This is a genomic window from Paenibacillus sp. J22P143, from assembly GCF_059692035.1.
The window spans coordinates 59,097-84,505 of sequence record NZ_JCAUAQ010000017.1 but is presented as its reverse complement, the minus strand read 5'-3'; the positions used below and the strand labels follow the sequence as shown (position 1 = coordinate 84,505).

20 protein-coding genes, 1 other RNA gene and 1 pseudogene are annotated in these 25,409 nt (G+C 41.9%); 17 read left to right on the top strand and 5 right to left on the bottom strand.

The features are described 5' to 3' along the window. Window positions 1-49 precede the first annotated feature (49 nt). Complete coding sequence (locus tag AC58PQ_RS20580; protein ID WP_497244854.1) at window positions 50-514, bottom strand: recombinase zinc beta ribbon domain-containing protein; 465 nt, start codon at window positions 512-514, stop codon at window positions 50-52. Between the two features lie 18 nt (window positions 515-532). Here AC58PQ_RS20580 and AC58PQ_RS20575 point away from each other — a divergent pair. The 5 genes and pseudogenes from AC58PQ_RS20575 to AC58PQ_RS20555 form a co-directional block, all read left to right on the top strand. Next, window positions 533-822 (top strand): annotated as a pseudogene (locus tag AC58PQ_RS20575) (IS5/IS1182 family transposase); the annotation flags it as partial. A 125-nt stretch (window positions 823-947) separates the two neighbouring features. Next, a complete protein-coding gene (locus AC58PQ_RS20570; protein ID WP_497244796.1) occupies window positions 948-1,364 on the top strand; it encodes a hypothetical protein in 417 nt (138 codons plus the stop codon). 4 nt (window positions 1,365-1,368) lie between these two features. Continuing rightward, entirely contained in the window at window positions 1,369-2,451 is a 1,083-nt protein-coding gene (locus tag AC58PQ_RS20565) for an ABC transporter permease (protein WP_497244794.1), read from the top strand. A 1-nt stretch (window position 2,452) separates the two neighbouring features. Next, window positions 2,453-3,583, top strand: a complete 1,131-nt coding sequence (locus tag AC58PQ_RS20560; protein ID WP_497244792.1) for a hypothetical protein — start codon at window positions 2,453-2,455, stop codon at window positions 3,581-3,583. Next, a complete protein-coding gene (locus AC58PQ_RS20555) occupies window positions 3,580-4,248 on the top strand; it encodes an ABC transporter ATP-binding protein (protein WP_497244790.1) in 669 nt (222 codons plus the stop codon). The genes AC58PQ_RS20560 and AC58PQ_RS20555 overlap by 4 nt, the downstream gene beginning before the upstream one ends. A gap of 23 nt (window positions 4,249-4,271) precedes the next feature. On the opposite strand, the gene AC58PQ_RS20550 is transcribed toward AC58PQ_RS20555, so the two are convergent. Then, the gene (locus AC58PQ_RS20550; protein ID WP_497244788.1) at window positions 4,272-4,625 is read right to left on the bottom strand and encodes a response regulator transcription factor; all 354 of its coding nucleotides are present in this window, start codon (window positions 4,623-4,625) and stop codon (window positions 4,272-4,274) included. Between the two features lie 389 nt (window positions 4,626-5,014). Here AC58PQ_RS20550 and AC58PQ_RS20545 point away from each other — a divergent pair, with 389 nt between their 5' ends. The 5 genes from AC58PQ_RS20545 (at window position 5,015) to AC58PQ_RS20525 (ending at window position 11,118) form a co-directional block, all read left to right on the top strand. Continuing rightward, on the top strand, window positions 5,015-6,352 hold the full coding sequence (locus tag AC58PQ_RS20545; RefSeq protein WP_497244786.1) for a flavin-containing monooxygenase: 1,338 nt from the start codon (window positions 5,015-5,017) through the stop codon (window positions 6,350-6,352). A gap of 387 nt (window positions 6,353-6,739) precedes the next feature. Then, window positions 6,740-8,341, top strand: coding sequence for a restriction endonuclease (locus AC58PQ_RS20540; protein WP_497244784.1), 1,602 nt, complete (start codon window positions 6,740-6,742; stop codon window positions 8,339-8,341). Between the two features lie 453 nt (window positions 8,342-8,794). Continuing rightward, window positions 8,795-10,122, top strand: a protein-coding gene (locus AC58PQ_RS20535; RefSeq protein ID WP_497244782.1) for an IS3 family transposase whose coding sequence is annotated in 2 segments (ribosomal slippage) — window positions 8,795-9,785 and window positions 9,785-10,122 — 1,329 coding nt in all. Because the reading frame shifts where the segments join, the coding sequence is not laid out codon by codon here. Window positions 10,123-10,480: 358 nt separating this feature from the next. Continuing rightward, window positions 10,481-10,738, top strand: a complete 258-nt coding sequence (locus AC58PQ_RS20530; RefSeq protein WP_497244780.1) for a hypothetical protein — start codon at window positions 10,481-10,483, stop codon at window positions 10,736-10,738. After that, complete coding sequence (locus AC58PQ_RS20525) at window positions 10,735-11,118, top strand: retropepsin-like aspartic protease (RefSeq protein WP_497244778.1); 384 nt, start codon at window positions 10,735-10,737, stop codon at window positions 11,116-11,118. The genes AC58PQ_RS20530 and AC58PQ_RS20525 overlap by 4 nt, the downstream gene beginning before the upstream one ends. Before the next feature lie 399 nt (window positions 11,119-11,517). On the opposite strand, the gene AC58PQ_RS20520 is transcribed toward AC58PQ_RS20525, so the two are convergent. After that, window positions 11,518-11,982 (bottom strand): hypothetical protein, encoded by a 465-nt coding sequence (locus tag AC58PQ_RS20520; protein ID WP_497244776.1) that lies wholly within the window; start codon window positions 11,980-11,982, stop codon window positions 11,518-11,520. 277 nt (window positions 11,983-12,259) lie between these two features. Then, entirely contained in the window at window positions 12,260-12,937 is a 678-nt protein-coding gene (locus tag AC58PQ_RS20515; protein WP_497244774.1) for a recombinase zinc ribbon domain-containing protein, read from the bottom strand. 119 nt (window positions 12,938-13,056) lie between these two features. Between AC58PQ_RS20515 and AC58PQ_RS20510 the strand changes: the two genes are divergently transcribed. The 6 genes from AC58PQ_RS20510 to AC58PQ_RS20485 all read left to right on the top strand — a co-directional run bounded on the left by AC58PQ_RS20510 (window position 13,057) and on the right by AC58PQ_RS20485 (window position 23,294). Further along, window positions 13,057-13,275 carry a nuclease-related domain-containing protein gene (locus AC58PQ_RS20510; protein WP_497244772.1) on the top strand — a complete coding sequence of 73 codons (219 nt, stop codon included), beginning with the start codon at window positions 13,057-13,059 and terminating at the stop codon, window positions 13,273-13,275. A 193-nt stretch (window positions 13,276-13,468) separates the two neighbouring features. After that, a complete protein-coding gene (locus AC58PQ_RS20505; protein ID WP_497244770.1) occupies window positions 13,469-16,852 on the top strand; it encodes an RCC1 domain-containing protein in 3,384 nt (1,127 codons plus the stop codon). A gap of 149 nt (window positions 16,853-17,001) precedes the next feature. Continuing rightward, window positions 17,002-17,892, top strand: a complete 891-nt coding sequence (locus AC58PQ_RS20500) for a stalk domain-containing protein (RefSeq protein WP_497244768.1) — start codon at window positions 17,002-17,004, stop codon at window positions 17,890-17,892. Between the two features lie 50 nt (window positions 17,893-17,942). Next, window positions 17,943-18,229: a transfer-messenger RNA gene (ssrA, locus tag AC58PQ_RS20495) on the top strand. 1,052 nt (window positions 18,230-19,281) lie between these two features. Continuing rightward, window positions 19,282-22,440, top strand: coding sequence for an S-layer homology domain-containing protein (locus AC58PQ_RS20490; protein WP_497244766.1), 3,159 nt, complete (start codon window positions 19,282-19,284; stop codon window positions 22,438-22,440). Between the two features lie 545 nt (window positions 22,441-22,985). Beyond that, a complete protein-coding gene (locus tag AC58PQ_RS20485; protein ID WP_497244764.1) occupies window positions 22,986-23,294 on the top strand; it encodes a MazG nucleotide pyrophosphohydrolase domain-containing protein in 309 nt (102 codons plus the stop codon). Between the two features lie 112 nt (window positions 23,295-23,406). On the opposite strand, the gene dcm is transcribed toward AC58PQ_RS20485, so the two are convergent. After that, window positions 23,407-24,891 carry a DNA (cytosine-5-)-methyltransferase gene (gene dcm, locus AC58PQ_RS20480; RefSeq protein ID WP_497244762.1) on the bottom strand — a complete coding sequence of 495 codons (1,485 nt, stop codon included), beginning with the start codon at window positions 24,889-24,891 and terminating at the stop codon, window positions 23,407-23,409. Between the two features lie 151 nt (window positions 24,892-25,042). On the opposite strand from dcm, the gene AC58PQ_RS20475 reads away from it, so the two are divergent. Further along, window positions 25,043-25,378, top strand: coding sequence for a hypothetical protein (locus AC58PQ_RS20475; protein ID WP_497244760.1), 336 nt, complete (start codon window positions 25,043-25,045; stop codon window positions 25,376-25,378). The last annotated feature ends 31 nt before the right edge of the window (window positions 25,379-25,409 follow it).

The window sequence follows — 25,409 nt, the reverse complement described above, 5'->3', positions numbered from 1 at the left end:
GATTACCTTTTTCACATAGCTGGCGATGAACTTCTCAGGAATGTCTCGCTTAGCTACGTAGTCCTCGAACTGAGAAAGCAGTTGTCGCAGAATCCTCTGTGATGGCTGCTTTTTCTGTTATCTCCATAGCTGCGAGGAGCTTCTGCTCAAATTGTAGCTTTTGAGCTTCCAGTTCATCCAATTTGCCAAGCAGGGTGGCGTTGGAGGTGCCGCTAGCTACGGCATTGACGATGTTCGTAATCTGGCGCTCGATGCCTTCAAGGCTCTTGGAAAGGCGTTCCTTCTCGCCTTGTATGCTGGATTCTTTGGACCTTTGGTAATCGTTTAGATGTTTAGCGAGTAACGGAATGGCTTCCTCGTTAAAAATCTTCTCTTGTAATTGGGAAATGACGTAGCTTTCGATGTACTCTCTGCGCAGCTCAGGGTTTTTGCACTCTTTAGTGCGGTCACGGTTTCCACAGCGGTAAGAGGCGTATTTCAGCTTATTTCTACCGCTATGCTTCACGTCCCCCATCATGGAATAAGGGATGCCGATGTGCTCGAAAACGAGATCGACTACTGTCAAAAACTCATCGACTTTCTTGAAACGGAGTCTGGGATTGCACAATTGCCGAAGATCATGGAACCACTAAATTGCTTAAAGAGACGGTTGAAGATGACTTGGAGCAGCTTCGCATCTCCGCAGATCAAGATGCCAGGGTGGGTCACAAAAGTGCGGACTCTGCGTTTTTAGGTTACAAAACACATTTAGCGATGACCGAGGAACGGATCATAACAGCAGCTATTGTCACAACGGGCGAGAAAAATGATGGGAAGCAACTGCATCCCCCAGAGGCACGCAAATGTATTGTGGAGGACCACAAGCATGCTTTCGGTGTTGATACCGGCAAAATGGTGTATTATGGAAATATGGCCAAATTAAATATGGACGAGGAGGTGACATAAGAATGGCAAGTTGTGGCGGTGCAAACTGTCCCTCAGGACAGTCCTATGTAAGTACGGTTTACGGTGCTGAACAGTTTCTCCAAGATATAAGCCATGACGGGGCTGTCAATGGCACCATCCTGATACTGAAGCATAACTCACCCCAATTCCGTTCCATAGATGCCGAACTACAGAAGAGGGGTCCCGTTTCCTACACTGTATACTTACAGGTTCCGGAATGGTTTATTGAAGCCAAGAAGCGGGTCTGGAAACGCCACCTTGTTATTCCCTATGATTCTTTCTGGGAAACGAATTTGCAGCAAAGCTACCATCTGGTCGTGCGCAGAGAGAGAGGCGGATTCCGGATATCCCGGCACGTCCTGTCATTCTTGAAGCTTGGCATGTCTATGCCGGGCACAGAACTATCTAATGGGAGATGAGGAATTGATCAGCTACTATTTACGCCAAATGGTGAACTCCGCCGTTCGGAACAGGATGGTCCACCTCCTGATATTATGTTGTTTAAGCATCTCTTTGACCTTCTTGTCCATTATTTTCTCCACGTTCCAAGCCGGGATGGGCAAGGCGGAAGAAAAGGCGGAGAAAGTAAAGGACAATGCCAAATTCGCTCAGTTCCAGCGTGTTATGGCTTATGAGCGTTACAGCTCCCTCTCAGCCCAAGGGATCCAGGAAGGATTAACCCGAGACATAAGCAGCATCGCTGAAAAAAAACATTTGGTTTCCGTCGAAGGCCGTGTAGAGAACGTGACGGTGGTCGGGGTCGAGCCTTCTTACTTCACCATTTTCGATAAGGATTCGAAGCTGGATCTAAATAACGACACCGTTGTTATGACCTCCGCCTTGGCCGCCACTCTTTACCCTTCGCCGGAAGCGGCGGTTGGACGCCAAATAGAGCTTGGGGGGACAACCTTTACAATTGGTTCGATCCGGGAATATGGCGACGCCCAACTGTATATAATCGCAGGGCAGTTTCACCGGATCATTCCAGGTGAATTCTTATCCGGAATGGTGTTCGTTCCAACTAGCTTGGACTCCTCTATGCTAATCTCCGAACGCTTGGCGGAATTCCAGCCGATGATTACGGATTGGATTGTAGAGCACAACAGTTTGATGAACAAATACCGATTGTTCTTCACCATAAGTCTGATCATGGGCATCATGCTTTTTTCCTTCGCTCTCTTAAGCTATGCCTATATGTACACCTACAAAATGATTCGTGATCAATTTAAATGGAAGGTGTTCTACATTCACGGAGCCCAGAAATCCCATATGTTCGGCTATATCCTCTGCGAGATGCTGTTCACTGCGACGATAGCCGCCCTTCTCGCCTCCGGAATCCTCCAGCTGTTTCAGAACAGTGGCTGGATTAGCCAGACCGGCTTGGAGTTCCGATACGAATGGGCTATGCTGCTTAAGCTCTTCCTAGTGACCGTTACTATTTTGTCTCTCTTCATCGTCTTGATTTATAGGTATGTACAAAAACGGATTTATCCAAGGGAGGCTTAACATGGGCGACTTAATTCGATTATCCATGCTCATGGTTAGAAGAAATAAACTTCCCGTCATGCTGGTGTTCTCCCAATTTTTAATCGTGTTTCTTCTGCTTATGCTGTCCTTGTCCATGCTTTGGGACTATAACAAACAAACCCGGGTTCTGGAGGAGAGCATGGGAAAGAAGGTCTGGGTGCTGTATGCCAGCGTAAAGAATTCGCAGAAATATTTGCAGGAGGGTATCGAATTTCCGAACCTGTGGACCGAAGATCAGCTGTCACTGGTAAAAAAGAATTTTGGGGACCGGACCCAGTATGCCTATGTAGATATGAATGAAGAGAAGATCGTCGCAACCCCAGGTTTTCGAACCATGTACCTCAGCACGGAGCTCTTCAATCATCTGGCCCAAGCCTTAGGCCGTGACGGAACCGAATGGTTATTTATGAACCAATATCATCAGGGAATCCATCAAGTGATGTTCAGGGGGAGCAAGATTCGGCTAGAGACGGACCTTCGCGTCCGGGATTCCTTGTACAAATCCTTATGTATTCCCTCCTATTCAGGAACGGACGTTATCCTGGTGCCGGATTCTCAAGGGATCGGTTTGACAGGCAAGAAGGATAACAATTTCAGCCTGTTCCTTTATGAGGTTAGCCTTCAGGAGATTGCAGAAAGCGGCCTGCTGGATCACTTGGACGAAATGAATAGGCAGGTTCGGTATGAGCTTCGCTCCCCTGTGGAATATACAGCGGAAAATATCGACCAGTTTCGCACCATCTCCAAAATCGTCCTTGTCTTTACGGTGTCGATGTTGTTTGTTTTCTTCCCAGGAGTCGTGGGCTTTATCATGCTTCAGTTTGAGAAGGAACGGGGGAAGCTGGCATTATACGTGGCATTTGGTGCTACCAGATCCAATATTACCACGCTGCTGCTTAACTGGAATTTAGTTTTACTGGGCATTCCGTTCTTTACTTCCGTACTGATATTTACAGGAGCACATCGAATGCTTCTGGATACGGATTTCTACGGTCCAGCCTTACTGACCGGCGGTGCGGTTTTCCTGATATTAATCGGATTGTCCATTATGCCACTGCGGCGAATGAGTACGGAAAATATGTTAATACAGGAGCTGAAGGGAGACCTATGAGCGAATTCATCAAGCTGGAGGAAGTTTCGAAGGAGTACAACGGGAAGCATGTCAAGACCAAGGTGTTTGAACGGCTGTCGCTATCTATTGAGAGGGGCGCCTTTCTGGTCATTGTCGGCAAATCAGGTTCAGGGAAAAGTACTCTTCTTAACGTAATAGGGCTACTGGATCGCGTCACAGAGGGTAATGTGTTGTTCGACGGCAAGAATGTGGCCCAATTTTCCGGTTCCCAATATGCTGCCATCCGCAATTCTGCAATCGGATTTGTCTTTCAGGACTTCAAGCTTGTACCGGATATGACCGTATATGAAAATATTGAAGTGCCGTTAGCATTCTCGTCCAAAGCCAGCAACGGGCTTAGCCGGAAGGACAAAATAACCGCGTTGCTGAAGGAGATGGGATTAGAGGGGAAAGAAAAAGCCTATCCCGACGAGCTGTCAGGCGGGCAAAGGCAGAGGGTTGCGATTGCCCGAGCCATTGTGAACGAGCCTAAGTTGCTGATCGCCGATGAGCCTACAGGTAATCTGGATGAGCTTACATCAATCAAGATCATGGAGCTGTTCTGGGAACTTCATCATAAGAAAGGGATTACGGTTGTCGTGGTTACGCATGACCCGAATTGGGGAAGGTATGCAACCCGGATGATCGATATGAAGACCTTGTAGGAAATTCCTCTGTCTTAAACCCATCAGGGATCAACAAGCCCCATGAAACAAATTGGCTGCTCCCAAACAGATACATCTGTTTGGGAGCAGCCTTTATCCCAACACAGGAAATCCAAGTTATGGATGAGCCCATGCTTCTTGGCTTCTACGATGGCTTCCGACCGGGAACGTACACCAAGCTTTTCAAAGATACGGGAAAGATGATGCTCGACGGAGCGTTGGCTCATGTACATCATAGCGGCGATATCTTTATTGCTTTTGCCCTCGGCCACCTCCTGGAGAATGGTTTGCTCCTTCTGGTTAATGGATACCTCCTCGAAGGACCGGCCCCCCTCGGCCGCGCCTACGCGCATATCCTGGCGACGAAGTTGTCGCATTAAGCCCTTTAAATTGCCATGTTCCGGTTTGCAGGCCTTCTACTGCTCTTGAAATTGGGGGCGATATCATAGCCTGTATAGATCAGTACGGTAATATTGGGATACATAGGTTCTCCGAATCCATGCCTACGCCATCATCACGGTAAGTAAATCATTGCAGGTTTCCCGAATTTGGGTTACACAGTATTAGTTATTCACAACAAATTTAGCCGCATTTCCAAACTTACTACACGTCGCGCGGTGGAGCTTGCTCTTGTGACGCTTTTGACAGTTCTTTCGTGCAAAGGGCAACCCAAGGTGGTTGCTCTTTTGATTTGCTAAGGATCTCATATTCAAATCAATGATGTTATATATATAGAGAATGAGATGCCTAGAATGAGGTGATTTATTTGATAGCGCTTCCGCAAGTTTGTATCATTGGGGCCGGTTGTTCAGGGATTGCAGCAGCCAAGGCGTTACATGAACGTGGGATTCCGTTTGACTGTTTTGAGAAACGGGATAGGGTAGGCGGTCTATGGGTTTTTGACAAGCAAGGGGGCTCTGCAGCTTACAAATCATTGCACATTAACTCGTCCAAACAACGGGCTCAGTTTACCGACTTCCCAATGCCGGAGGACTGGTCGGATTTCCCTCATCATACGCAGATGGCTAAATACTTTGACGACTATGTGGATCATTTCGCTTTACGAGACAAGATAACACTTAACACATCCGTGAAGCGGGCTTACCGTCATGAGGATGGAGTCTGGGAAGTGACGCTTAGCACCGGAGAAATCCGCTCTTACGATGCGCTTATCGTTGCCAATGGGCACCACTGGGACCCGAACTTTCCGAGTCCCCCTTTCCCAGGTGAGTTTGTCGGTAAAGTGATACATTCCCATAGCTATGAGGATAATTCAAATCTGAAAGATAAAAAAGTATTGGTACTGGGCATTGGAAATTCGGCGGCTGATATTGCTGTAGAGTCCAGTTTTGTAGCAGAGCGAACCTATTTGTCCTCCCGCCGTGGAGCATGGATTATTCCCAAGTATCTGTTTGGCAGGCCATACGACCAGACGCCTAACCCAGAGAGGATTCCATGGCCAATTCGGCGTCTTTTTCTCAATACTTTGCTGCGCCTCGTTGTCGGACGGATGGATCGGTACGGTTTTCCAAAACCTGATCACAGTTTCGGTGAGGCACATCCGACTATTTCAGATCAGCTAATCAGCCGTGTGGCACACAAAATAATTGATGTTAAGCCTAGCGTCGCAGAATTACTGGGAGATAAGGTTCGTTTTACCGATGGAACGATTGAACAAGTTGATGTAATGATTTATTGTACCGGCTACCGGGTGACATTCCCCTTCTTTGAGCAGAACTTTCTTTCTGCTGTGGACAACGAACTACCTCTCTTCAAGCGGGTCTTTAAGCCGGGGTACGACAATCTGTTCTTCATCGGTTTGCTTCAACCGCTAGGTCCCATTATGCCAATAGCGGAGGCACAGAGCCGATGGGTGGCAGAGTACCTTGCGGGGAGTTATGCATTGCCTTCCATTGAAGCCATGCAGGCGGATATTGAAAGGGAAACGAAGAAAATGCGATCTCGGTATGTCCGCTCCGCCCGGCACACGATGCAGGTCGATTTTGAGGAGTATTTATATAAGTTGAGGCAAGAGTATAAGCGTGGCAAGCGACGGGTAAAACACTTATCGCATTCCAAATTATTAAGGGATAAGCTATTTTAAGTGGATAATCATCAAATAATGTAAATTGCTACCGATGACAATGCCACTCGGAAAACTGTCAGCATGGGTGTTATTATGTGTAAAGCTCCCACTGTCAATGTCAAGAGACTTTCGAAAAACTTCAAGCATTCACAATAACCCCACGGGGTGATAAACTAGGCCACCTCCCCAAATATCCGCAGCATCACGCGGCGGCGGATTGTGGATTTTCGCTATCTATATAAGTGCTAGATTAAGGATTACGAAAAACAGTAGTGTTAGGTATTAAAGCATAATTGAAGGGGAAATGGGGAATTAATAATTGATTGTCGGAATATATAAAGTAGTCAGAGTGCATAACATTATGATGGGGCAAGTGGAAATATTAGATGTCATGAGGTGGCAATGATGGCAAGAAGAAGCGGGTTTTCTGGATTAATGAATTCAATAGCAAGAGAATCGGCGAGACAAGCTAGATTGGCTGAAACTGATCGAAAGAGACGTGAGCGAGAGGTAATAAAATCAGCGAAAGACAGGCAAAGAACGCTAATTCAAATGGAAAAAGAAGCGAAAATACGCTATTTAGAAAGCAGAATAGAAGAGGTCGATGATCTAAATACAGAAATAGTAGAACGGATTGAAGAGTTAAATAACATTCTTGTACATACCTTGCGAGTTGATGATCGTATTTCGTTTAAGTCCTTGAAAATAACAGAAAAATTCAAGGCCTTTAGTACGCCTAAAGATATTAGTACACCTCTAATTAAACCGAGTTTAGAGAATTACACTAAAACAATAAAAGCACCTAGTTTTCTAGGGAAGTTTATTCCGGGGGTGGAGAGTAGATATAAGAAAGCATTAGAAGTAGCTTCACATCGATATGATTCGGATCTCAGTTTATATCAAAGAAGCGAAAACGAAAGAATTGAAAAATTGAATGTTTTTAAAGTATCTTATGAGGAAGAGAAATCAGGGTTTGAACTAAAAGTGAAAGAAAGAAATCAAGAAGTAGACCAATTTGAGGAGGACTATCGAAATGGTGAACGCGATGCTGTGATTACGTATAATACGATGGTTCTTGAACGTTCAGAGTATCCTGATGGTTTTCCACAGATGTTTCGAATAGCCTACTTACCAGATTCCAAAGAACTAGTAATTGATTACGAGCTACCAACTAAAGAGGTTGTGCCAACAATCCTAGAATATAAATATGTAAAGAGTAAGGATGAGGTTGGGGAAAAGGCGAGGAAGTTCCAAGAAATAAAGGATATATACTCTGATATTGTGGCTGGGTTAACTTTACGTACCATCCATGAGGTAATAGAAGCTGATCAAGGAGATGTTGTACAAGTTGTCGTTTTCAGTGGATACGTTAATACTGTAGATCCTGCAACGGGTAAAGACATCACTCCCTATTTAATTTCTACTCGTGTGACGAAGGAAAAGTTCATACTGCTTGATTTAAGTCGAGTGGAGAAGTCTGTTTGCTTACGTAATCTTGGAGCTCAGGTGTCGGCTCGGCCTGCAGAACTACAAGCTGTTAAGCCCATAATTGAATTTGATATGGTTGACAGACGTTTTGTTAATCATGAGGATTTGCTTGAATCCATGAATGATACTCCAAACTTAATGGACCTTAATCCATATCAGTTTGAGACTCTCGTAACAAATCTCTTTTCAAGAATGGGGCTAGATGCAAAACAAACCAGATCTTCTAAGGATGGTGGCGTGGATTGCGTTGCATTTGATACTAGGCCGATAGTTGGAGGTAAAGTGGTTATTCAGGCTAAACGGTATAAAAATACGGTAGGGGTTTCAGCAGTTAGGGATTTATATGGAACGATGATGAATGAAGGTGCTAATAAGGGGATCTTGGTTACTACAAAAAGTTATGGACCAGACGCGTATGAATTTTCAAAAGATAAACCTATTGAGTTAATTGATGGTGGAGGATTATTATATTTACTTGAACAGAACGGGATCAAAGCACGTATACTCTTTGTAGGGTAATCTCCACATCTTTTCGTGGAAAATAACTTTTAAACTTTGCTGGTGCTGAGCTTTTTGATCTCAAGAATGTCTACAATTTGATTATGGTTTCAACTCAGATCCGAAATTTAAAGAAGGTATTCAAGCTGTTGGCGAGCCAAGGATTTAAGCCACTTCCTCGAACATCCGAAGTAATACGCGGCGCGATTTGTGGATTTACCAAGCCACGGCAACAAGAGACACCCATTCGGGTGTCTTTTGTTTTTATGGTGGTGTGAGCAGGGAGAATTGAACCCCTCTAGGGCTAGCGCATAAAAATGTACTGCTAGGATAGTCAGCGGTGATTAGGCTTCGTTAGTAAGTTCGGTAAGTATTTCAATACTCCCCTCATCTCCATATTTTAAATCCACATCAAAAGAGGACTATGGGTATCTTTTTTTGTATACTAGAGTAAGCACCGGAGGGGATTACATCATGTCTAAGAAAATCTTTAACGAAGAAGACCAAATGTATTTATCAATGAATAAATACGTGATCAGAATAAGTGAAAAAGCAATAACCTATGCTGATGAATTTAAACAGTTGTTCGTCGACCAGTACTTGGAGGGTAAGCTCCCTAGAGAAATCTTTGAAGCTAACGGGTTTGATGTAAACATAATTGGTAGACAGCGGGTAAAACAATGCGCTGAACGTTGGAGGAAAGCATATGGAAAAGACGGAATCATTGGACTAGCTGACTCCCGTAAGGAAGCTTCTGGACGCCCCCTCAAGCGTGAACTAACGCAAGATGAAGTCATTGCAAGGCAAGAAGCAAGAATTAGACTCCTTGAGTCTCAGGTGGAATTGTTAAAAAAGCTAGACTCGAAAGAAAGGTTGCTGGTAGCAAAGGGAAAGAAGCTAAGTAAGAGTCATTTATTTGAGCTGATTAAAGAGACTGTAGGTCAGGGTTTAGGACGTACGACTCGCTACCTCTGCGATTTACTTCACGTATCTCGCTCAGGCTACTACAACTACATACAAGCTGTAGATAACCGTATAGAGCGGTCTCTTTCGGATGTCAAAGCAGGGGAACTGATCAAGAAAGCATTCCATAGAAAAGGCTTCAAAAAGGGTTCCCGTTCAATAAAGATGACGATTGAGAACGAGTTTGGCGTGATCTACAACTTAAAGAGAATCCGCAGGCTTATGAAGAAATTCGACCTCGTCTGTCCTCATAGAAAACCCAATCCCTACAAACGTATGGCAAAAGCGACTCAAGAACATCGAACGCTCCCCAACAGTTTAGATCGTGATTTCAGAAAAGGTGTTCCTGGGCTTGCGTTGCTCACCGACATCACTTACCTCCCATACGGCCGTTCAGAGACGGCTTATTTATCGACCATACTAGATACTTCAACGGGAGAGATCCTTTCTTACAACCTATCCAACAGCCTTACGTTGGACATTGCTACAGACACGATCGAGCACTCATGAAGCAAAGAAAATTGAAGCTGCACAAAAAAGCATTCATTCACTCGGATCAAGGAAGTCATTATACGAGTCCCAAATACCAAAAACTTTTGAAGCAAAAGGGATTAGGTCAATCGATGTCTAGACGAGGAAATTGCTGGGACAATGCGCCACAGGAGTCGTTTTACGGTCATATGAAGGACCATGTTGACCATCGTAGCTGCTCAACATTAGCAGAACTACAACGTAAGATTGACAGTTACATCCGCTACTCCAACAATGATCGGTATCAATGGGGATTAAAAAAGATGACCCCTGTGCAATACAGGAATCATCTATTATTAGCTGCCTAGATAAACCAGGCTTTTTTCAAGTGTCCTTGACAGAGGGTCCAGATCACGTTCTCCATGTCCCTATCTTCCGGACTCCTTGTCCCTGGTCATACGATCAAAATCTATGCCCGGGAGGGAGACAAGGGCCCAAGTGATCCTCTGGTGATCAACATTAACAGTTAGTGCAAGACAATGAAAGGCCACCCTTCGAATTGTGGATTTACCAAGCCACGGCTCGGAGATATGGACCCTTGTCCAAACAAAACCACAATAGTTAATGCTGGACAGGGGCTCATCATGATTACTAAGCCTAACCATATCATTTTCCGGTTAGGCTTTTATGTTATAATGAAGGTAACTGGATTTGGAGGTGGCAAGGATGAGATGGGAAGAAGTTCGTGAACAGTTTCCAAATGAATGGATTGTTTGTGAGGCATTAAAATCCCGCTCGGAGGACGGATACTGGCTCGTTGATGAAGTGGCTGTCATTGATCGCTTTGACGATTCCGCTGTTGCCATGAAACGGTATTATGAATTGCATCGGGAGCAGCCTTATCGGGAATACGGCTTTTTTCACACATCCCGCGAGAAACTGGAGCTTCGTGAGAAATGGGCGGGGGTACGGGGACCTAGATGAACATAGATTTAAAGTATGGATTACCCTTTATTGAAGTAACAATTTGTTATCGCGGTGAAGAACTACACTTGAAAAATGTATTGCTCGATACGGGATCGGCGGGAACCATTTTCAGTGCGGATGCAGTGGACGCAGTTGGAGTTAAAATTGAGCCTGGGGATTTTCTAAACAAGATCAGAGGCGTGGGTGGAGTGGAGGTTGTTTATTCCAAGCATTTTGATTTTGTGAAGGCGGGAGAGGTTTCACTGTCAGCGTTTGAGGTAGAAATCGGAGACATGAATTACGGCATGGAGATAGACGGCATACTAGGGTTTGATTTCATCCGTTCATCTGGACTGGTAATCGATTCGAGGGAACTGACCGTACTGGCTAAAGATTAGGTTACGCCACCTCCCCAAACATCCTAAGCATCAAGCGGCGGCGAATTGTGGATTTGCTAAGCCAAGCCTCACCTCCATACAGAATGTGAGAGAGCTCGCTTTTGGGCTCTCTCTTTTTCATTTTATAGGCAGTCTCGTATTACTAATGGGGGTTGCGAAGCCTGTTATATCAAGCTATATTGGTTGTTGTGATGATGAATCCGAGCAAGTCTCTCATGCTATTCGTAATCCCGACATCGTGAGAACCATGAATTAAGAAGGGCTGGAGAAGTTAAAGCGAAGAGCTAGAAACGAGGGACGGGCAGAGAAGGCGTCTCCTGTGAATATGTGAAATTCGGTTAGCTCGTGACTGCCCATGAGAAAATAACCGCTCATGTTAGAGCGGTTATTTGAATTACTTTAAATTTGATAAATTCGTAAGTCGCCGATTCTTACTTTTCCACCAGTGAATCCTACTTCGATCGTTGACACTGGCCGACTTGTTACAAACACACCATGGGACTCATATCCTAGAAACCTGTTGTCACCACCTGCAAAAGCTGACATACCACTGCCAGTGACTTTTTGAAAATTTTGATTAATCGTAAAAGTATAATCGAGCATGAATGTGGCATCTGTTCCCCAACCATTACGCCCTGTGTATATCCCTGTTTCATCTCCCCATTCGTTCAATCCAGCATCTCCACCCATGTGGACGTAGCTCCTATAAGATCTACTTTCATCATTAAAACGAATTAGAAGCCTGTGATCCTTACCTTCAGCTGCTAATTCTCCAGAGGCGAGGACTTTAATCATGCCTGATCTGTTTAATTGACAACTTAGGATTGGCTCATTTGCAAAACTCAGTGCGTGAAGTAATTCCATTTATTCATTTTCCTCCTTGTTTGGTTTTCAATTACTTGATTAGTATGGATTAACTCCAAACTTGGTATTCCTATTTTTATCAATTTATGTAAGTATTTGGTTATATCAATTGTCATCTTGAGTTCACGAACAGATTATGATAGTGCAACCGATTCGCCAGTTCATCCCTAATGCACAACTAACGAGTTTCGTTAGTGAAATAAATTACACGAGAGCCATCAGTGATGGCTCACAGTTTAGAGTGTGACGTACTAAATATTCAGATGCCGTAAATCGGTTACCTGTTCGGCCAGTCGGCCACTAATATCTTTTGATGAAGCACCACTTCATCCGATTTAATTTGAAATGTAATATGAACGATTTTTGTTTCTCGATGAATTGTGACATTTGATATGAACTTAGGAACGGATTCATGTAGAGATTGCGGATTAGGCGGTTCATCTTCAAGCAATGCAAGGAGCCTTCTGATATCTTCCTTCAAGGTAATCATGGAGTGTTCATGGAGTCTCTCCTTGTTGGATGAAGGACTTAGTGCCGCGAGTTCGGCCTCCTTAAGATGCAGTTCTTGTTTCATTTCAGCGATAGCATCTGAGTAGTATGCTTTTCCGCGGCCATCTGCCAATTCTTGTTCCATTTGCTTAATACGTTTATTTAGGAACTGAATCTCCGCTTCAAGTTCGGCTGTAGATAGATTCCCACGCTGATTTTGTTCAGCATGATACTTCATTATTTCGTTTTCCAACTGGTCATTCAGAATCAATCGAACAGGTAAGTAACGGAGTTTGTTTGCTACAAGGTTCTCCAGAGTCTCTTTCCTCCATCCTACATATGGAAAGAACGATTTTCCCTTTCTCATATATCCACCGCATAGATAGTACTTCTGCCCGCCATGCACCTTTGTCGTAGAGGTAGAGTTGCCAACCATTCTTGATCCGCACTTATCACAGTACAGCATCCCTCGGAGCCAAAATGGAGAATGCGGTTTGGTCTGAAATGGATTGTGAGTTTGCCCGCCGCCTTTATTCCTATCTTTAGCTTTAGACTGACAAAGTTCGAATAGCTCCTTCGTTATGGTTGTTTGGTATAATCTTAGTTCTTACAATTATTTTGAGGTCTCCAAAGTTCAAAGGATTTATAGGTGAGAAATCTGTGTCGTATCAACTTAATAAGCTTGATAAAGACAAATATTTAATATTGCATGATATTACAATTCCATCTGTTAAAGGTAAGACAACACAAATAGATCATGTAGTTATATCTGAATACGGAACCCTTCAACATCTAGTCATATAGGAATTTCCACGATAAGGATTAATAAAATCAGTAGACTTCTCTATTTAAACTCCTTCAAAACTTTACGAGGGTAACACTTCTAAAGAAAGACCTTGCATGAAAAATAAAAAACGACAAATTCCAACAATAATATATTTGTAAATTAGCTATAATGTACTAGACACTATAATTAATCACATAAGGAGACGTTAATTTGAAAAGAAAATTAGCTATTTTATTAATTGTTGTATTAACACTTTTTTCTGGGGCTAAATTTAGCTATGCTGGTGAGGCTGCTCAACTTTCAAGTAACAAGATCGTTCAATTATCCGCTGGACAATCACATGTAATGGCTATAACAGAAACTGGGATGTTAGTAGGCTGGGGAAACAATAGTCATGGGGAACTTGGTAATGGTAGTAATACTAACAGCATAAAGCCAATTCAGATTGGAACAGATACAGACTGGTTAAAAGTAAATGCTGGTACTAATAAAACGGTAGCGATTAAAAAGAATGGTACTCTATGGGCGTGGGGAAGTAATATCTATGGTCCGATACATACTATTAACACATTTGAATCAAATACTCCTGTCCAAATTGGAAGCAGTAATGATTGGGTGAAAGTTATTTCGGGCTCAATGTTCGCAGTAGGCTTGAAAAGAGATGGAAGCATCTGGATGAACAAATTTGACGATGGATATAACTTTTTAAAATTTGCAGATGGATCATGGACTGACATTGCTGCTGGTAATAATCATTTGCTAGCATTAAAGTCAGACGGTTCTTTATGGTCATGGGGGAATAATGGAAATGGAGAACTAGGAATAGGTACTGACGGACATACATCTGGCAATAATGGTTTTGATGATGAAATTCAACAAGTTGGGCAAGACCATGATTGGGTTATAATATCAGCAGGGAATGGTTTCTCAATAGCCCAGAAAAAGGACGGAAGTGTATGGAAGTGGGGGGCGAATAGCAACAATATTAATGTTCTTTATCCAGAAATGATAGATTCAAATATTAATGCTAAAATTATTAGTTCTACTTACTGGCATTCTACTTTAATAAAATCAGATGGTACATTATGGACATTAGGCAATGATACTGGCTCAGGGCAAATCCATGACGTGGGTACTCTCTTTCAACAAATTGGAACAGATACAGATTGGTCTGAAGTAGAGTCAGGTGATAGTTACACTGTAGGATTAAAAAATGACGGTACAGTATGGTCATGGGGCTACAATAAGTATGGTCAGCTAGGAGATGCCAATCAATCGGATAAGCTGACTCCAGTTCAAATAGGAAATAAAAATAACTGGACACAAGTTTCTTCCTCTGGAGAGCATACAGTTGCAACTGACACATATGGAGATTTATGGGCATGGGGACAAAACTTTGGATATCTTGGCGATAGCACGTGGAACACAAAATATTCTCCAGAAAAAATTAACACAGTATCAAACGTAACGTATATTCAAGCTGGATGGTATTCAAATTTTATAATTAATAAAGATAGTGCTCTATTTGGTTGGGGAATTAATTCGGATTATCAATTGGGAGATGGAACAAATAATACTATTTACGAGCCAAAGTTGATTGGTAATGGTCAAGATTGGAAGTGGGTCAGTAGTGGCTATAGTGGTACTTTTGGATTGAAGAATGACGGTACACTATGGTTTTGGGGGACGGATTCAAATGGAAGTTTTTTTGGTTCCAGTTATCCTTGGAGGATAATTAAGGAACCAATTCAAATTGGCATAGATAGTGATTGGGAAAAAATATCCGTTGGAAATGTATTTGTTCTGGCTACCAAAAAAGATGGATCACTTTGGGTAGGCGGAAATAACAATAAAAATAATAACCTAAATAATATTGACATGAAAAGAATAGGAAATGATAATGACTGGGATAAAATTGCTGCATGTAATAATTTTGCAGTAGCCACAAAGCAGGATGGTAGTTTATGGTTTTGGGGGGGTGATTTACTAAACACATATCTTCCTACTAGTGTGCCTAAAGATACAGTTGATGTTCCAGTGCCAGAACGTATTGGCACAGATATAAATTGGATAAAGTTATCTGGGGGCTATAGACACGTTCTACTTACTAAACAAGACGGTACTTTATGGGCATTTGGATATAACGATTCAGGACAATTGGGTATAGGAAATAGAGAAAGCAAACAACTTCCATCACAGATTAGTAACCAAGTATGGATAGAGATTTCCGCTGGTGCGAGTAGCTCCTTTGGAATAAGAAGTGATGGAACTCTTTGGTCTTGGGGATCAAATGATTCCTATGCACTTGGATTAGGGACAACTAATATTACTCCTAATCCTGAACATATAGAAATAGATTTTCCAATTGTTTATGAAATAAATAGCAATGATACCATAGTAAATGGAGTAGCAATTCCAAACTCTGATGTGCAAGTTTCAGTAAATTCTACTGTTATTGCATCAGGCAAAGCAGACGATAAAGGGATTTTTTCTATTAAAATAAATAAACAATCTCTGGGGACCATATTAAGTGTCAATGCAGTAGACATAAATGGTCAGGCAAGCAACACAACAAGTGTGACAGTAGGCGCAGCACCAGATACACTAGCACCAATTGCACCTACTGTATCAACAGTGGATACTAATGATACTGTAGTAACAGGAACGGCAGAAGCAGGTTCGACAGTAACAGTAAAAGCAGGTTCAAATGTGCTAGGAACAGCAACAGCGGCAAGTAATGGTAGCTTCTCCGTGACGATTATAGCGCAACCAGCGACTACTATATTGAATGTAACGGCTAGAGATGCAGCAGGAAACATAAGTAATGCTACGAGTGTGACAGTAAGCGCAGCGCCAGATACAATAGTACCAATTGGCAATGGCGGTGGTGCTGGTTTAATAATTAGCATTCCACCTGTAAACACACCTGTTAAAGGAAAACCAGCAACTAGTGATGTCTTTACAAAAAATGTTGATATTGTGAAAGTTGTAGATACTTTAAAAGAAAAAATCCTCACTATTAAGAACTCACCAGCAGTTGTTTTTACTGATACAACCACTCATTGGGGAAGTCAAAATGTAAATATTTTTGTGGAACTTGGAGTTGTTTCTGGTTATGATGATGGTGGTTTCCATCCAGATGCTGACATTACACGTGCAGAGTTCGCAAGCATTATATCAAAGGTCTTTAACATTGAAACTAGTGCAAATGCTTTAAGTCTTTCTGATGTAAAAGGTCACTGGGCTAAAGATGCTATTCAAGCACTTGCTTCCCATGGGATTATTAATGGTTACGAAGATGGTAGTTTTAAACCAGACAACACTATTACTCGTGCTGAAATCATTGCAATCCTCGCTCGTGTAATCGATTTAAGTTCTGCTCAAAAGTCAATTAAGGCTTCTTTCGGAGACATTGCTGGTTCTTGGAATGGTGAACAAGTAAAAGAAGCCGCTGAAGCTGGATTAGTTGAAGGTCGAAATTCTACTACTTTCGCTCCAAATGAGTCCTCTACAAGAGCGGAGTCCGTAACTATCATCTTAAGGGCATTGAAATTAAATCCAGAGATTAAATCTATTTTAGATCAATTGAAATAAAGAAATGAGAAGCACGTAATGCACGTAATAATGATCCTTAAATAAAACTCGCATTTTATCTAAGGTAGAGATACCGTATATTTTTGAAAAAAGACGCTCTAGGAGGACTCCTGAGCGTTTTTAGTTTGGGAAAGGAAGGAAGTATTAGTATGAAAATGATAAAGTCTTTGTTGCTTACGTCAATGTTAGCATCTTCAATAGCATTACCGACAATTGTATTTGCGGAGGAACCTATTACGGTATACGTGGATGGGCAGCAACTATCGATTGAAGTAGCACCTGTTATTCAAGATGGTTCAACACTTGTACCTATTAGAGCAATCTTTGAGAGACTTGGTTTAACCGTAATTTGGGATGAAACGACTAAATCAATTACAGGAACAAAAAATGGTTTGAATATTCAAATGCAAATTGGAAACACGAATGCTGCTGTTAATGGTAAGGTGATAACGCTTGAAGTTCCGCCAAATATTATTAACGGAAATACGCTTGTACCGCTAAGATTTGTTGGAGAAGCAAGTGGAAATGAAATAGCATGGGATGGAACTAATCGGAAAATTGATATTAGAAGTAAAGGGCTAGTAAATGCCAAAGTCGTTACAAGAGCTGAAGTTAGTAGATTTTTAGTAAGATCATTAGGCATATTTGATCAGCAAGCAAGAACAAATTTAACAGACGTTTCGGAAGAAAATGAGTATTATAAGGAGATTTCTTCTGCAATAAACAATAGGATTATGTTCCCCGTTGGAGATGGTAGGTTTAGCCCTGAAAATAATATTTCGAGAGTAGACTATGCGGTAATGTTAGTTAATGCGTTAAATCTTCCGATTTCAAAAAACAACAATAATGTAACAATAAAAGATATAGATAATGCCCCAGTGTATGGTAGAGACTACATACAAGCAGTGATAGATGCAGGACTAATGGAACTATATGCGGATGGTACTTTCAGAGCCAATCAACCATTAGAGATGGCAACTAGTCAACCTAATATGAAATTAAAAGAAATTAAAGACAATATAAGGGTGACCATCTTATAATATCTAAGTAGAAATCTTTTATTAAATGGTCATGCGTGATGAAATACATTGAAAATAGAATAGTGTCAAGGGTCTACGGGCAAACTTTGCAATGTGCATATAAAGCTTAATAACCTGTTAGCGTGCTTCTACTCAGCATCGCCCATGTGACTGGGATAGGGGCTCAACTATAGTGGGATACGACGTTTGGTCTCCGCCTGGGGTCGGACGTAGGAAGACAATCAGGCTGACCCAACGCATAGCCGGTTACGGGGCGATGCTCGGGTGACATCAAAACTGTGACTACACCCGTAGATGCCTGTGTGGCAATATTTTCGGACAGGGGTTCGACTCCCCTCACCTCCATCAATCAAATCCACAACGGGGGCCTTAAAGATAACTTCTACATGCTTTTTGTAGACGATTACCTTTTCCACATAGCTAGCGATGAACTTCTTGATCTCAGGAATGTCTCGCTTAGCGACGTAGTCCTCGAACTGAGAAAGCAGTTGTCGCAGAGATTCCTCTGCGATGGCTGCTTTTTCTTTTACCTCTGCGGCTGCGAGCACTTCTGCTCGAACTGCAGTTTCTGCGCCTCCAGTTCCTCTAGCTTGCCCAGCAGCGTGGCATTAGAAGTGCCGCTTGCAATGGCGTTGACTAAATTGGCATCTGACGGATCCGCACTCGGAGACGATCGAGGTTCTGCATGTGCTGAAGCCGATTGGGGTGTGCATGGCAGGGGGCGGATGAGTTCGATCCGTATAAGGATTGAAAGAGGAGCTAAATAAATCAGGATAGCAGACGATATCCATGATTTATTTTTTTTATGCGAGCAGGCGTTGACATTTTATAGAGAGGTTGCCACACCTCCGCATCAATAATGTGGCAACGAGGCCGCGGCGCTACCCCCCCAACCGCACCAACAAAAACATAAAACAACCGTAATATTCTTATCGGACAGATTGACAGTTTGTCACAAACGACATGGCTGTGAAACATAAATTCTAAATTTAAAAAGGCCACCGCTCCTCAGAAGCGACAGCCCTAACGCTTCCGTCCTGGGCGGACGTCGGAGCCGTGTGTTTTTTAAGCATGCACGCTATGCCGCTCCTATCCACAACACCTCGGAACACGCCGTTCCGACCGTTTCGTTTGTGATAGAGGGCCCTTTCACAAGCGGAGTAAAGCTCTTCGAGATCATCCATGCCTATAAAAAAGAAGTGATTGCATCGTGAATTGAGAAAAACATTAGATATATTGTGAATGTTTGTAAAACAACTCACAAAATTGCTGAAATGATTCCTGAAACGATGAATAGCATTTCGGATGAAGGAAAAGATAACAATGCGATGATGGGAATCCATCTAATTAATTTGCTAACTAAAATAGCTAATTTGGAGGGACTTAGTATTGAATATATTAAGAGATGAACTCAAGCGAACGAAAAATGGTTATGAAGTGATCATTTACCTTGACACACAGGATGTCGAATTTGCAAGTGAATTAGGGCCCAATAATAAGGAAAAGCAAGGATTAAAAAATGATATCCAAGCTTATGTAAAGGCGAAATACCCGAAATTAAAAGTCAACGTAGCGAGAGTTATGCTAGGCGGAATGCTCGTCACATCGGTTCCTCTGTCGGGCGGACTCGCACACGCGGCTGATGTTAATACTCCAAATCCTACGACCCCGCCTGCAGTAACGCAGACATCGAGCGTAAAAACTTCCTCAGATTTTACTGATCTTGTTGGATTGGATGCAGGACTGAAAGCGAAAGTGGATGCTTTGCTTTCTAAGGGTTACATGGAAGGTAAAACAGATACAACATTTGATATTACTGGCAATATGACACGTGCTGAAGCAGCTAAGCTCGTTTCCAAAGTAATGGGCTTAACTGTCGGGACAGAAACAACGTCAAGTTTTGCAGATGTCAGCTCAACGGATGGATCCATCAGCTGGTCTATTCCTTACATCGAAGCAGCTAAAAAAGCTGGCATCATCGATGGTATGACGGATACAACCTTCGCACCGACAGAAAACGTAACACTGGGACAATTGGCTACCATGTTTGTAAAAGGTCTTGGTAAAACAGCGGACGTTCAAAAGACAACGCCTTGGTACCAAGGTTACATGGATGTAGCCAAAGCGAATGGTGTTGACCTTGGCGCAGACGGTTCCAAAATGGCAACCCGTGCTGATTTGGTCAGCGGTTCGTATGCGGCGGATATAGCGGTTAGTGCTACTCAAGCTGTAACGCTTGCAGACGTTAAAGCCACTGGAGCTAAGAAAATCACAGTAACATTCAACAAAGCCGTTGACGATACGAAAGCAGTATTCGCAGTGAAGAAAGGTTCAGTAACAGCTAATGTTGCTGCAACTACTTTCTCAGCTGACAAAAAATCTGCTACGCTTGAACTAAGCAGCAAATTGACAGATGGTGATTATTCATTAAGTGTAACAGGGCTTTCCACTGCACCACTTACTAACACGATAACAGCAGTGAATGAGAAAGTATCTAAGATTGAATTCCTATCCCAAACTGCTCCTCTATTTGATAGCGATTCTGCTGTTGATACAGATACAGATATAGATGATGCATCAGTTGGATATAAGGTTACTAACCAATATGGCGAGGATATCACTAGCACTACAACATTAACCTCGAATTCGAGTGTTGGTTCACCTGATGCTACAGCTGGGAAATTTACAATTGAAGGTAACTTTGTTGCTAATGATAAAATAACGGCAACCCTTATTCACCCAGAAAGTGCTGTGTCTGCAACGGCTACTCTTACAGTTTCTTCAGAAGCTAAAGTTGCAGACATTTCGATCGTGAGTCTTTACAACAAAGATGGTAAAGAACTTAATGAAGACACTAATCTTGCAACTGATAAGTTCTACTTTGTAGTAGATGCAAAAGATCAATATGGTACTGCCATTACTGATCCAGCAAAACTAAGTGCTGCTAATTTACTTATCAACGAAACTAATAAGGCATCGACTGATGCTGCAGCTGCATTCACCAAAATTAAAGTTGATGGTGTTGATAAACTAGCTTTGCCTCTTAATGCTCCTGCAGAAGGTATAAAAGTAGGTTCAAACATTATTACATTAATTTCAACAACTTCTGGTAAGAGCACATCGTTTGAAGCTAAAGTAGTTGAGTCTGTACGTTCGGATGTTGTAAACCTTACCAATCCAGGGTCAATTGCAGCTAAGGAAGATGTTTATATTGGTGTTGAAGCTTTAGATAAAACTGGTAAAGCGATCACTGATGTAAAAATTCTTAACGACGCATCAAAAGGAACAAAAGTAACGGTTGGTAATGCAACATTAACTAATCCATTTGAACTTAAAGATGGCGCAGTAGTCATTAAAGTTCCAGCTGCTCAAGTGTCGACAAAAGGTGTAGTTTCTCTTATTGCAGTTACATCTAGTAACAAAGTAGCTACACTTACACTTAACTTGAAAGATGAGGCAATTCCTACTGTCATAAGAGGAGTAGATGCTGACTTTGGGAAAACCTTGATAGGTTCTACTACAACAACTGTGGGTGTTAGCAACCTTGTAGTTGAAGATCAATACGGACGTGTGATGACAGATGCTGCTGTTACCACTTGGCTTGATGCTGGTAATAAAATCTTAGTTACAGAAGATGAAAATGCTACAATAGTTGCCGTAAATGATACAGCTAAAAATATTACAAGTACTACTGGAACAGTAACTCCAGTTACTGTAACAGCAGGTGCTGATAATGGAACTGAAAAATTAACTTTTACTTTAGTAAAAGCAGGTGTTACTCAAGCAGCAAGTGCTGGTGAAGTGACTATGCGCGTCACGGATGGTACAGAGTATGTTTCCTACTCTGTAGATACGGTAGGCACCGTATATGATGAAAAAGGCGCTAATGTTAATAATACTGATGTTGCTGCTTATGATAAGGCCGTTAAAGTATATGGAGTATTAGCTGACGGTAGCAAAGTTCTATTATCAGTTAGTTCAGACTATACGATTACTTCTACAAATAGCGCTCTACAGACAGATGTTGCGAATGATTCAGTTATTGATCAAGCTTCTGCAGCTACGTATGCTACTGATAAAACAGAGGTTGTTGCCCCAGTCACTGTCACAATTAATGCAACTGGTCAACAGTTCAACCAAGATGTTACAATTTCCAAAGTTGCTCCTTCAGTAAAAACGGTTAAGTTTGTAAATAGCAATACGACTAGCTCAACTGCTGTAACTACAATGACACATAGTGCTGGTACTGCATTCTCCATCGCAAGTATTACGGCAGGTGCTGGCAAAACAAACGTTGTTGTAACGGATCAATATGGTGTATCCGTAGTTGCGGCAACGGCAGCAGGCGATATAACATTCGCTGACGGAACAACAGTAGCTGCTCCGCGTGTTACAATTACACCTATTACTGGTGCTATCACGATTACGAACAATGGATTAGCAAATGCGGCAGTAACAGCATCTACTGTTACAGCAGGTGATGTGTTTGATGCAGTAGTTACTTACGCCGGCGGCGCAACTTCAACTGTCCGTGTAACTGCTGAGTAAGCATTGTTATTACGAGCATATGCACGCCTCTAAAAGTCTGCTATTGAGCAATGAAGCGGCTGACAATCATTAATTTGTTGAGGCATCGACCTAACTTAGGTCAATGCCTCTCCTCATATCTAAAGGTTGAGCTAGCTCAATAACAAAGAAAAAGCACCCAACGACGAGAGCGCTGCTAGAGCCCGGTGCCGCGTAAACTGTACCCTATCGAGTAGACACTTTAAAAAGTCTCTCGATAAAGTATTTTTGTGTATCTGCCTTGCTGCCGCTCGCCAATTACGGTATCCTTTGATTTGAGTAAAGATAAAAAAACTATGACGTACAAATCCAAATCAAACAATGAAACAATGAAACAATGAAGAAACAATAAATGTTATAAATTTGCGCCCTTTGCGGGCGCTTTTCTTTTACCCTAAATGAAGTGTTAGGTTCTTATAGGTTATCGTTGACAATCCTAACAATTTTGGATACGTTGGTAGGGCTGTGGAAACTAGCTGTATCAACGAATAAAGCCAATAAATATACGATAAACGTGAGGGGATCCTATGCATTTAGCCGAGTTACAGAAAGACGTTGAAAATTTCAGTAAAGCCAGGGGCTTCGATAAATCATCGATTGAACAAAGGGCATTATTCCTAGTAACTGAGGTTGGTGAAGTTATGAAGGAAGTTCTGAAGATCTCCTATCATCCTCAGGCAGAGAATATTGCTGATGTTAAAAAGGATTTAGGCTTGGAATTATATGATGTTATTTGGAATATCTGCGATCTTGCGAATAAACTGGACATCGATCTCGAGAAAGCAGCAGAAATGAAGATGGAAATAAATAAAACGAGAACATGGGGTCGAAAATAGGGGGAAAGTTGTCATGGAGCAATAAGGGAGATCCTAATGAGCATTTAGCTCATTTAGCTCCGCGGTTTGGGATTGTACAGTTTCAAAGGGGCGGTTCACAATCCGCTCGTATTCATTTAAGACAAAGTATTTGCTTTTGAAGAATGTGGCTAGAAACGTGTTGTGCAATAGCTTTCGCAAACAATGGGGGGACTGCATTTCCAAGCATACGTCTCACTTCTGTCCAATTTCCAAAGAAAATGAAATTATCTGGAAATGATTGACATCTTGTTGCTTCGCGTATTGTAAAAGATCGTGTATTTGAAGGATGAACATTTCTGCATCCTGAGATCATGTTGAAATTCGTACTAATGGTAGAGCAAGGTTCATCCCAGTTAATTCTTTTATAAGTTGTATTATAACCACTCGGTGGTCTCAAAGCGGGGTCTTCATTGTCATGTGCACTGTAACCTTCAGGAGTAGCTTTGAGCCATGTGATTACATGGTTAGGATGCTCGATGGCAAAATGTAGTGGATCGTCTTTGGAAGCTTCACCAGACTCAAGTTCTTCAAGGTCTGCTACAGCGTCTTTAAATGTGACAAGGCTCTTCGTTTCTGAAAATAAGGCGCGCTGCTGCGTGTTTTGATGAGTTGCTATTGGATGTTCAAATGTTTGAATGCCAGTATGTTTATTAACAGCGATGAGAATGACTCGTTCGCGAGACTGTGGAACCCCATAATGTTGTGCATTCAATTCTTCGTAAGAGACATTGAAACCTATTTCTTCTAGATTTTCAACAAATCGATCAATGAAAAGGGCACCATTGGTATCTTTCATTGAAGTCATTAATCGCACGTTTTCGAAAACTAACAAATCCGGTTCAAGAATTTGCGCGATTCTTAAATAATCATTAAATAATTCGTTTCTAGCATCATCCGGATCCCGTTTACCTGCGAGGCTAAAGCCTTGGCATGGCGGACCTCCAAATAGTACATGAACATGCCCAAAAGTTTCTTTCCATTGTTTAATTTCTTCGTTTGTAATTAATGTAACATCAGTCCCTAAACAGGTACTGTTTTGGAAATTTGCTTGATACACGTTGCGGGCATGGTCATTAATTTCGACATGACCCACCACATTAAACCCTGCTGCTTTAAACCCTAATGATAACCCACCACATCCAGCAAAGAGCGCGATAGCTTTAGGTTTAGTAGTAATAGCTTCTTCGGTTGCTGTCACATATGGCTCTAATTCCTTTAAGCTAGCTAGATAATTAGCATTTTCTTCGCTTGCTGGTTGACGGTTTACTACTTTGGAGAATAGTTGTGTATAAGTATCAGGGTTAGTTATTTGTGGAACTTTCTTCTTGGATGCACCCATCTTATGGACAAATGTTTTCTCGTTTAATCGCAATTCTCCTTGATTAACTCTATATTCAGTTTCTTCGATGATTTCTTTTATTAACTTAAATTGTTCTTCGGTTGGTTGGTTTTTGTCGAGTTCCCAAGCAGAAATGATGGATTGTGTGATACCCGTTGCTTTTGCTAGTTTGGCTTGACTCATTTGTATGGCACTTCTTAAATCCCTGATTTGTTTCCCGTAGGTGGATTGAGTCATAAAGTTCTTATACTCCTTCTATATCTGGTTTAGCTCGTATGGTTGGTTTAATAGTGTGAACCTAGGCTATTCTTAGGCTATTAATTTACTGTATTTAATAACGTTGTGATATACTCTTTCTAAGATGTGATAAATTGGCAAAGGTGAATATATGGATAAAATTAAGTTTATTAGAGAAAATTGGGGCAAACTTAAGCATGACGAAATGACAGAAATTACGGCTTTGGATCTAGGTGAACTTCTAAAGATTGCATTCGATCAAGAACTATATCAAAGAACACCTCTGAATAATAAGCGTTCACCATATACGGATTTTGAAGATGAATTCATACGGAATTACAGTCTCGAGTTAACTCTGGATGAAATGGCTAATATTTTGTATAGGCCTCGCCTAGGTGTCTATCAAAGATCAAGACTGTTAAGTGTGAAAACCCCTGTTAAGTTTAAGCGGAAAAGAAAAACCATTTTCAAAAATATGGATAGTTAAACCTCTTGATCTTCTTTACTTTCCCCTCTTG

What these genes read in the sequence shown, in the direction of transcription:
- AC58PQ_RS20580 (WP_497244854.1), bottom strand. Translation starts at nt 514, where the DNA reads ATGGGGGACGTGAAGCATAGCGGTAGAAATAAGCTGAAATACGCCTCT.
- AC58PQ_RS20570 (WP_497244796.1), top strand. Translation starts at nt 948, where the DNA reads ATGGCAAGTTGTGGCGGTGCAAACTGTCCCTCAGGACAGTCCTATGTA.
- AC58PQ_RS20560 (WP_497244792.1), top strand. Translation starts at nt 2,453, where the DNA reads ATGGGCGACTTAATTCGATTATCCATGCTCATGGTTAGAAGAAATAAA.
- AC58PQ_RS20555 (WP_497244790.1), top strand. Translation starts at nt 3,580, where the DNA reads ATGAGCGAATTCATCAAGCTGGAGGAAGTTTCGAAGGAGTACAACGGG.
- AC58PQ_RS20550 (WP_497244788.1), bottom strand. Translation starts at nt 4,625, where the DNA reads ATGCGACAACTTCGTCGCCAGGATATGCGCGTAGGCGCGGCCGAGGGG.
- AC58PQ_RS20540 (WP_497244784.1), top strand. Translation starts at nt 6,740, where the DNA reads ATGGCAAGAAGAAGCGGGTTTTCTGGATTAATGAATTCAATAGCAAGA.
- AC58PQ_RS20530 (WP_497244780.1), top strand. Translation starts at nt 10,481, where the DNA reads ATGAGATGGGAAGAAGTTCGTGAACAGTTTCCAAATGAATGGATTGTT.
- AC58PQ_RS20525 (WP_497244778.1), top strand. Translation starts at nt 10,735, where the DNA reads ATGAACATAGATTTAAAGTATGGATTACCCTTTATTGAAGTAACAATT.
- AC58PQ_RS20520 (WP_497244776.1), bottom strand. Translation starts at nt 11,982, where the DNA reads ATGGAATTACTTCACGCACTGAGTTTTGCAAATGAGCCAATCCTAAGT.
- AC58PQ_RS20515 (WP_497244774.1), bottom strand. Translation starts at nt 12,937, where the DNA reads ATGCTGTACTGTGATAAGTGCGGATCAAGAATGGTTGGCAACTCTACC.
- AC58PQ_RS20500 (WP_497244768.1), top strand. Translation starts at nt 17,002, where the DNA reads ATGAAAATGATAAAGTCTTTGTTGCTTACGTCAATGTTAGCATCTTCA.
- AC58PQ_RS20485 (WP_497244764.1), top strand. Translation starts at nt 22,986, where the DNA reads ATGCATTTAGCCGAGTTACAGAAAGACGTTGAAAATTTCAGTAAAGCC.
- dcm (WP_497244762.1), bottom strand. Translation starts at nt 24,891, where the DNA reads ATGACTCAATCCACCTACGGGAAACAAATCAGGGATTTAAGAAGTGCC.
- AC58PQ_RS20475 (WP_497244760.1), top strand. Translation starts at nt 25,043, where the DNA reads ATGGATAAAATTAAGTTTATTAGAGAAAATTGGGGCAAACTTAAGCAT.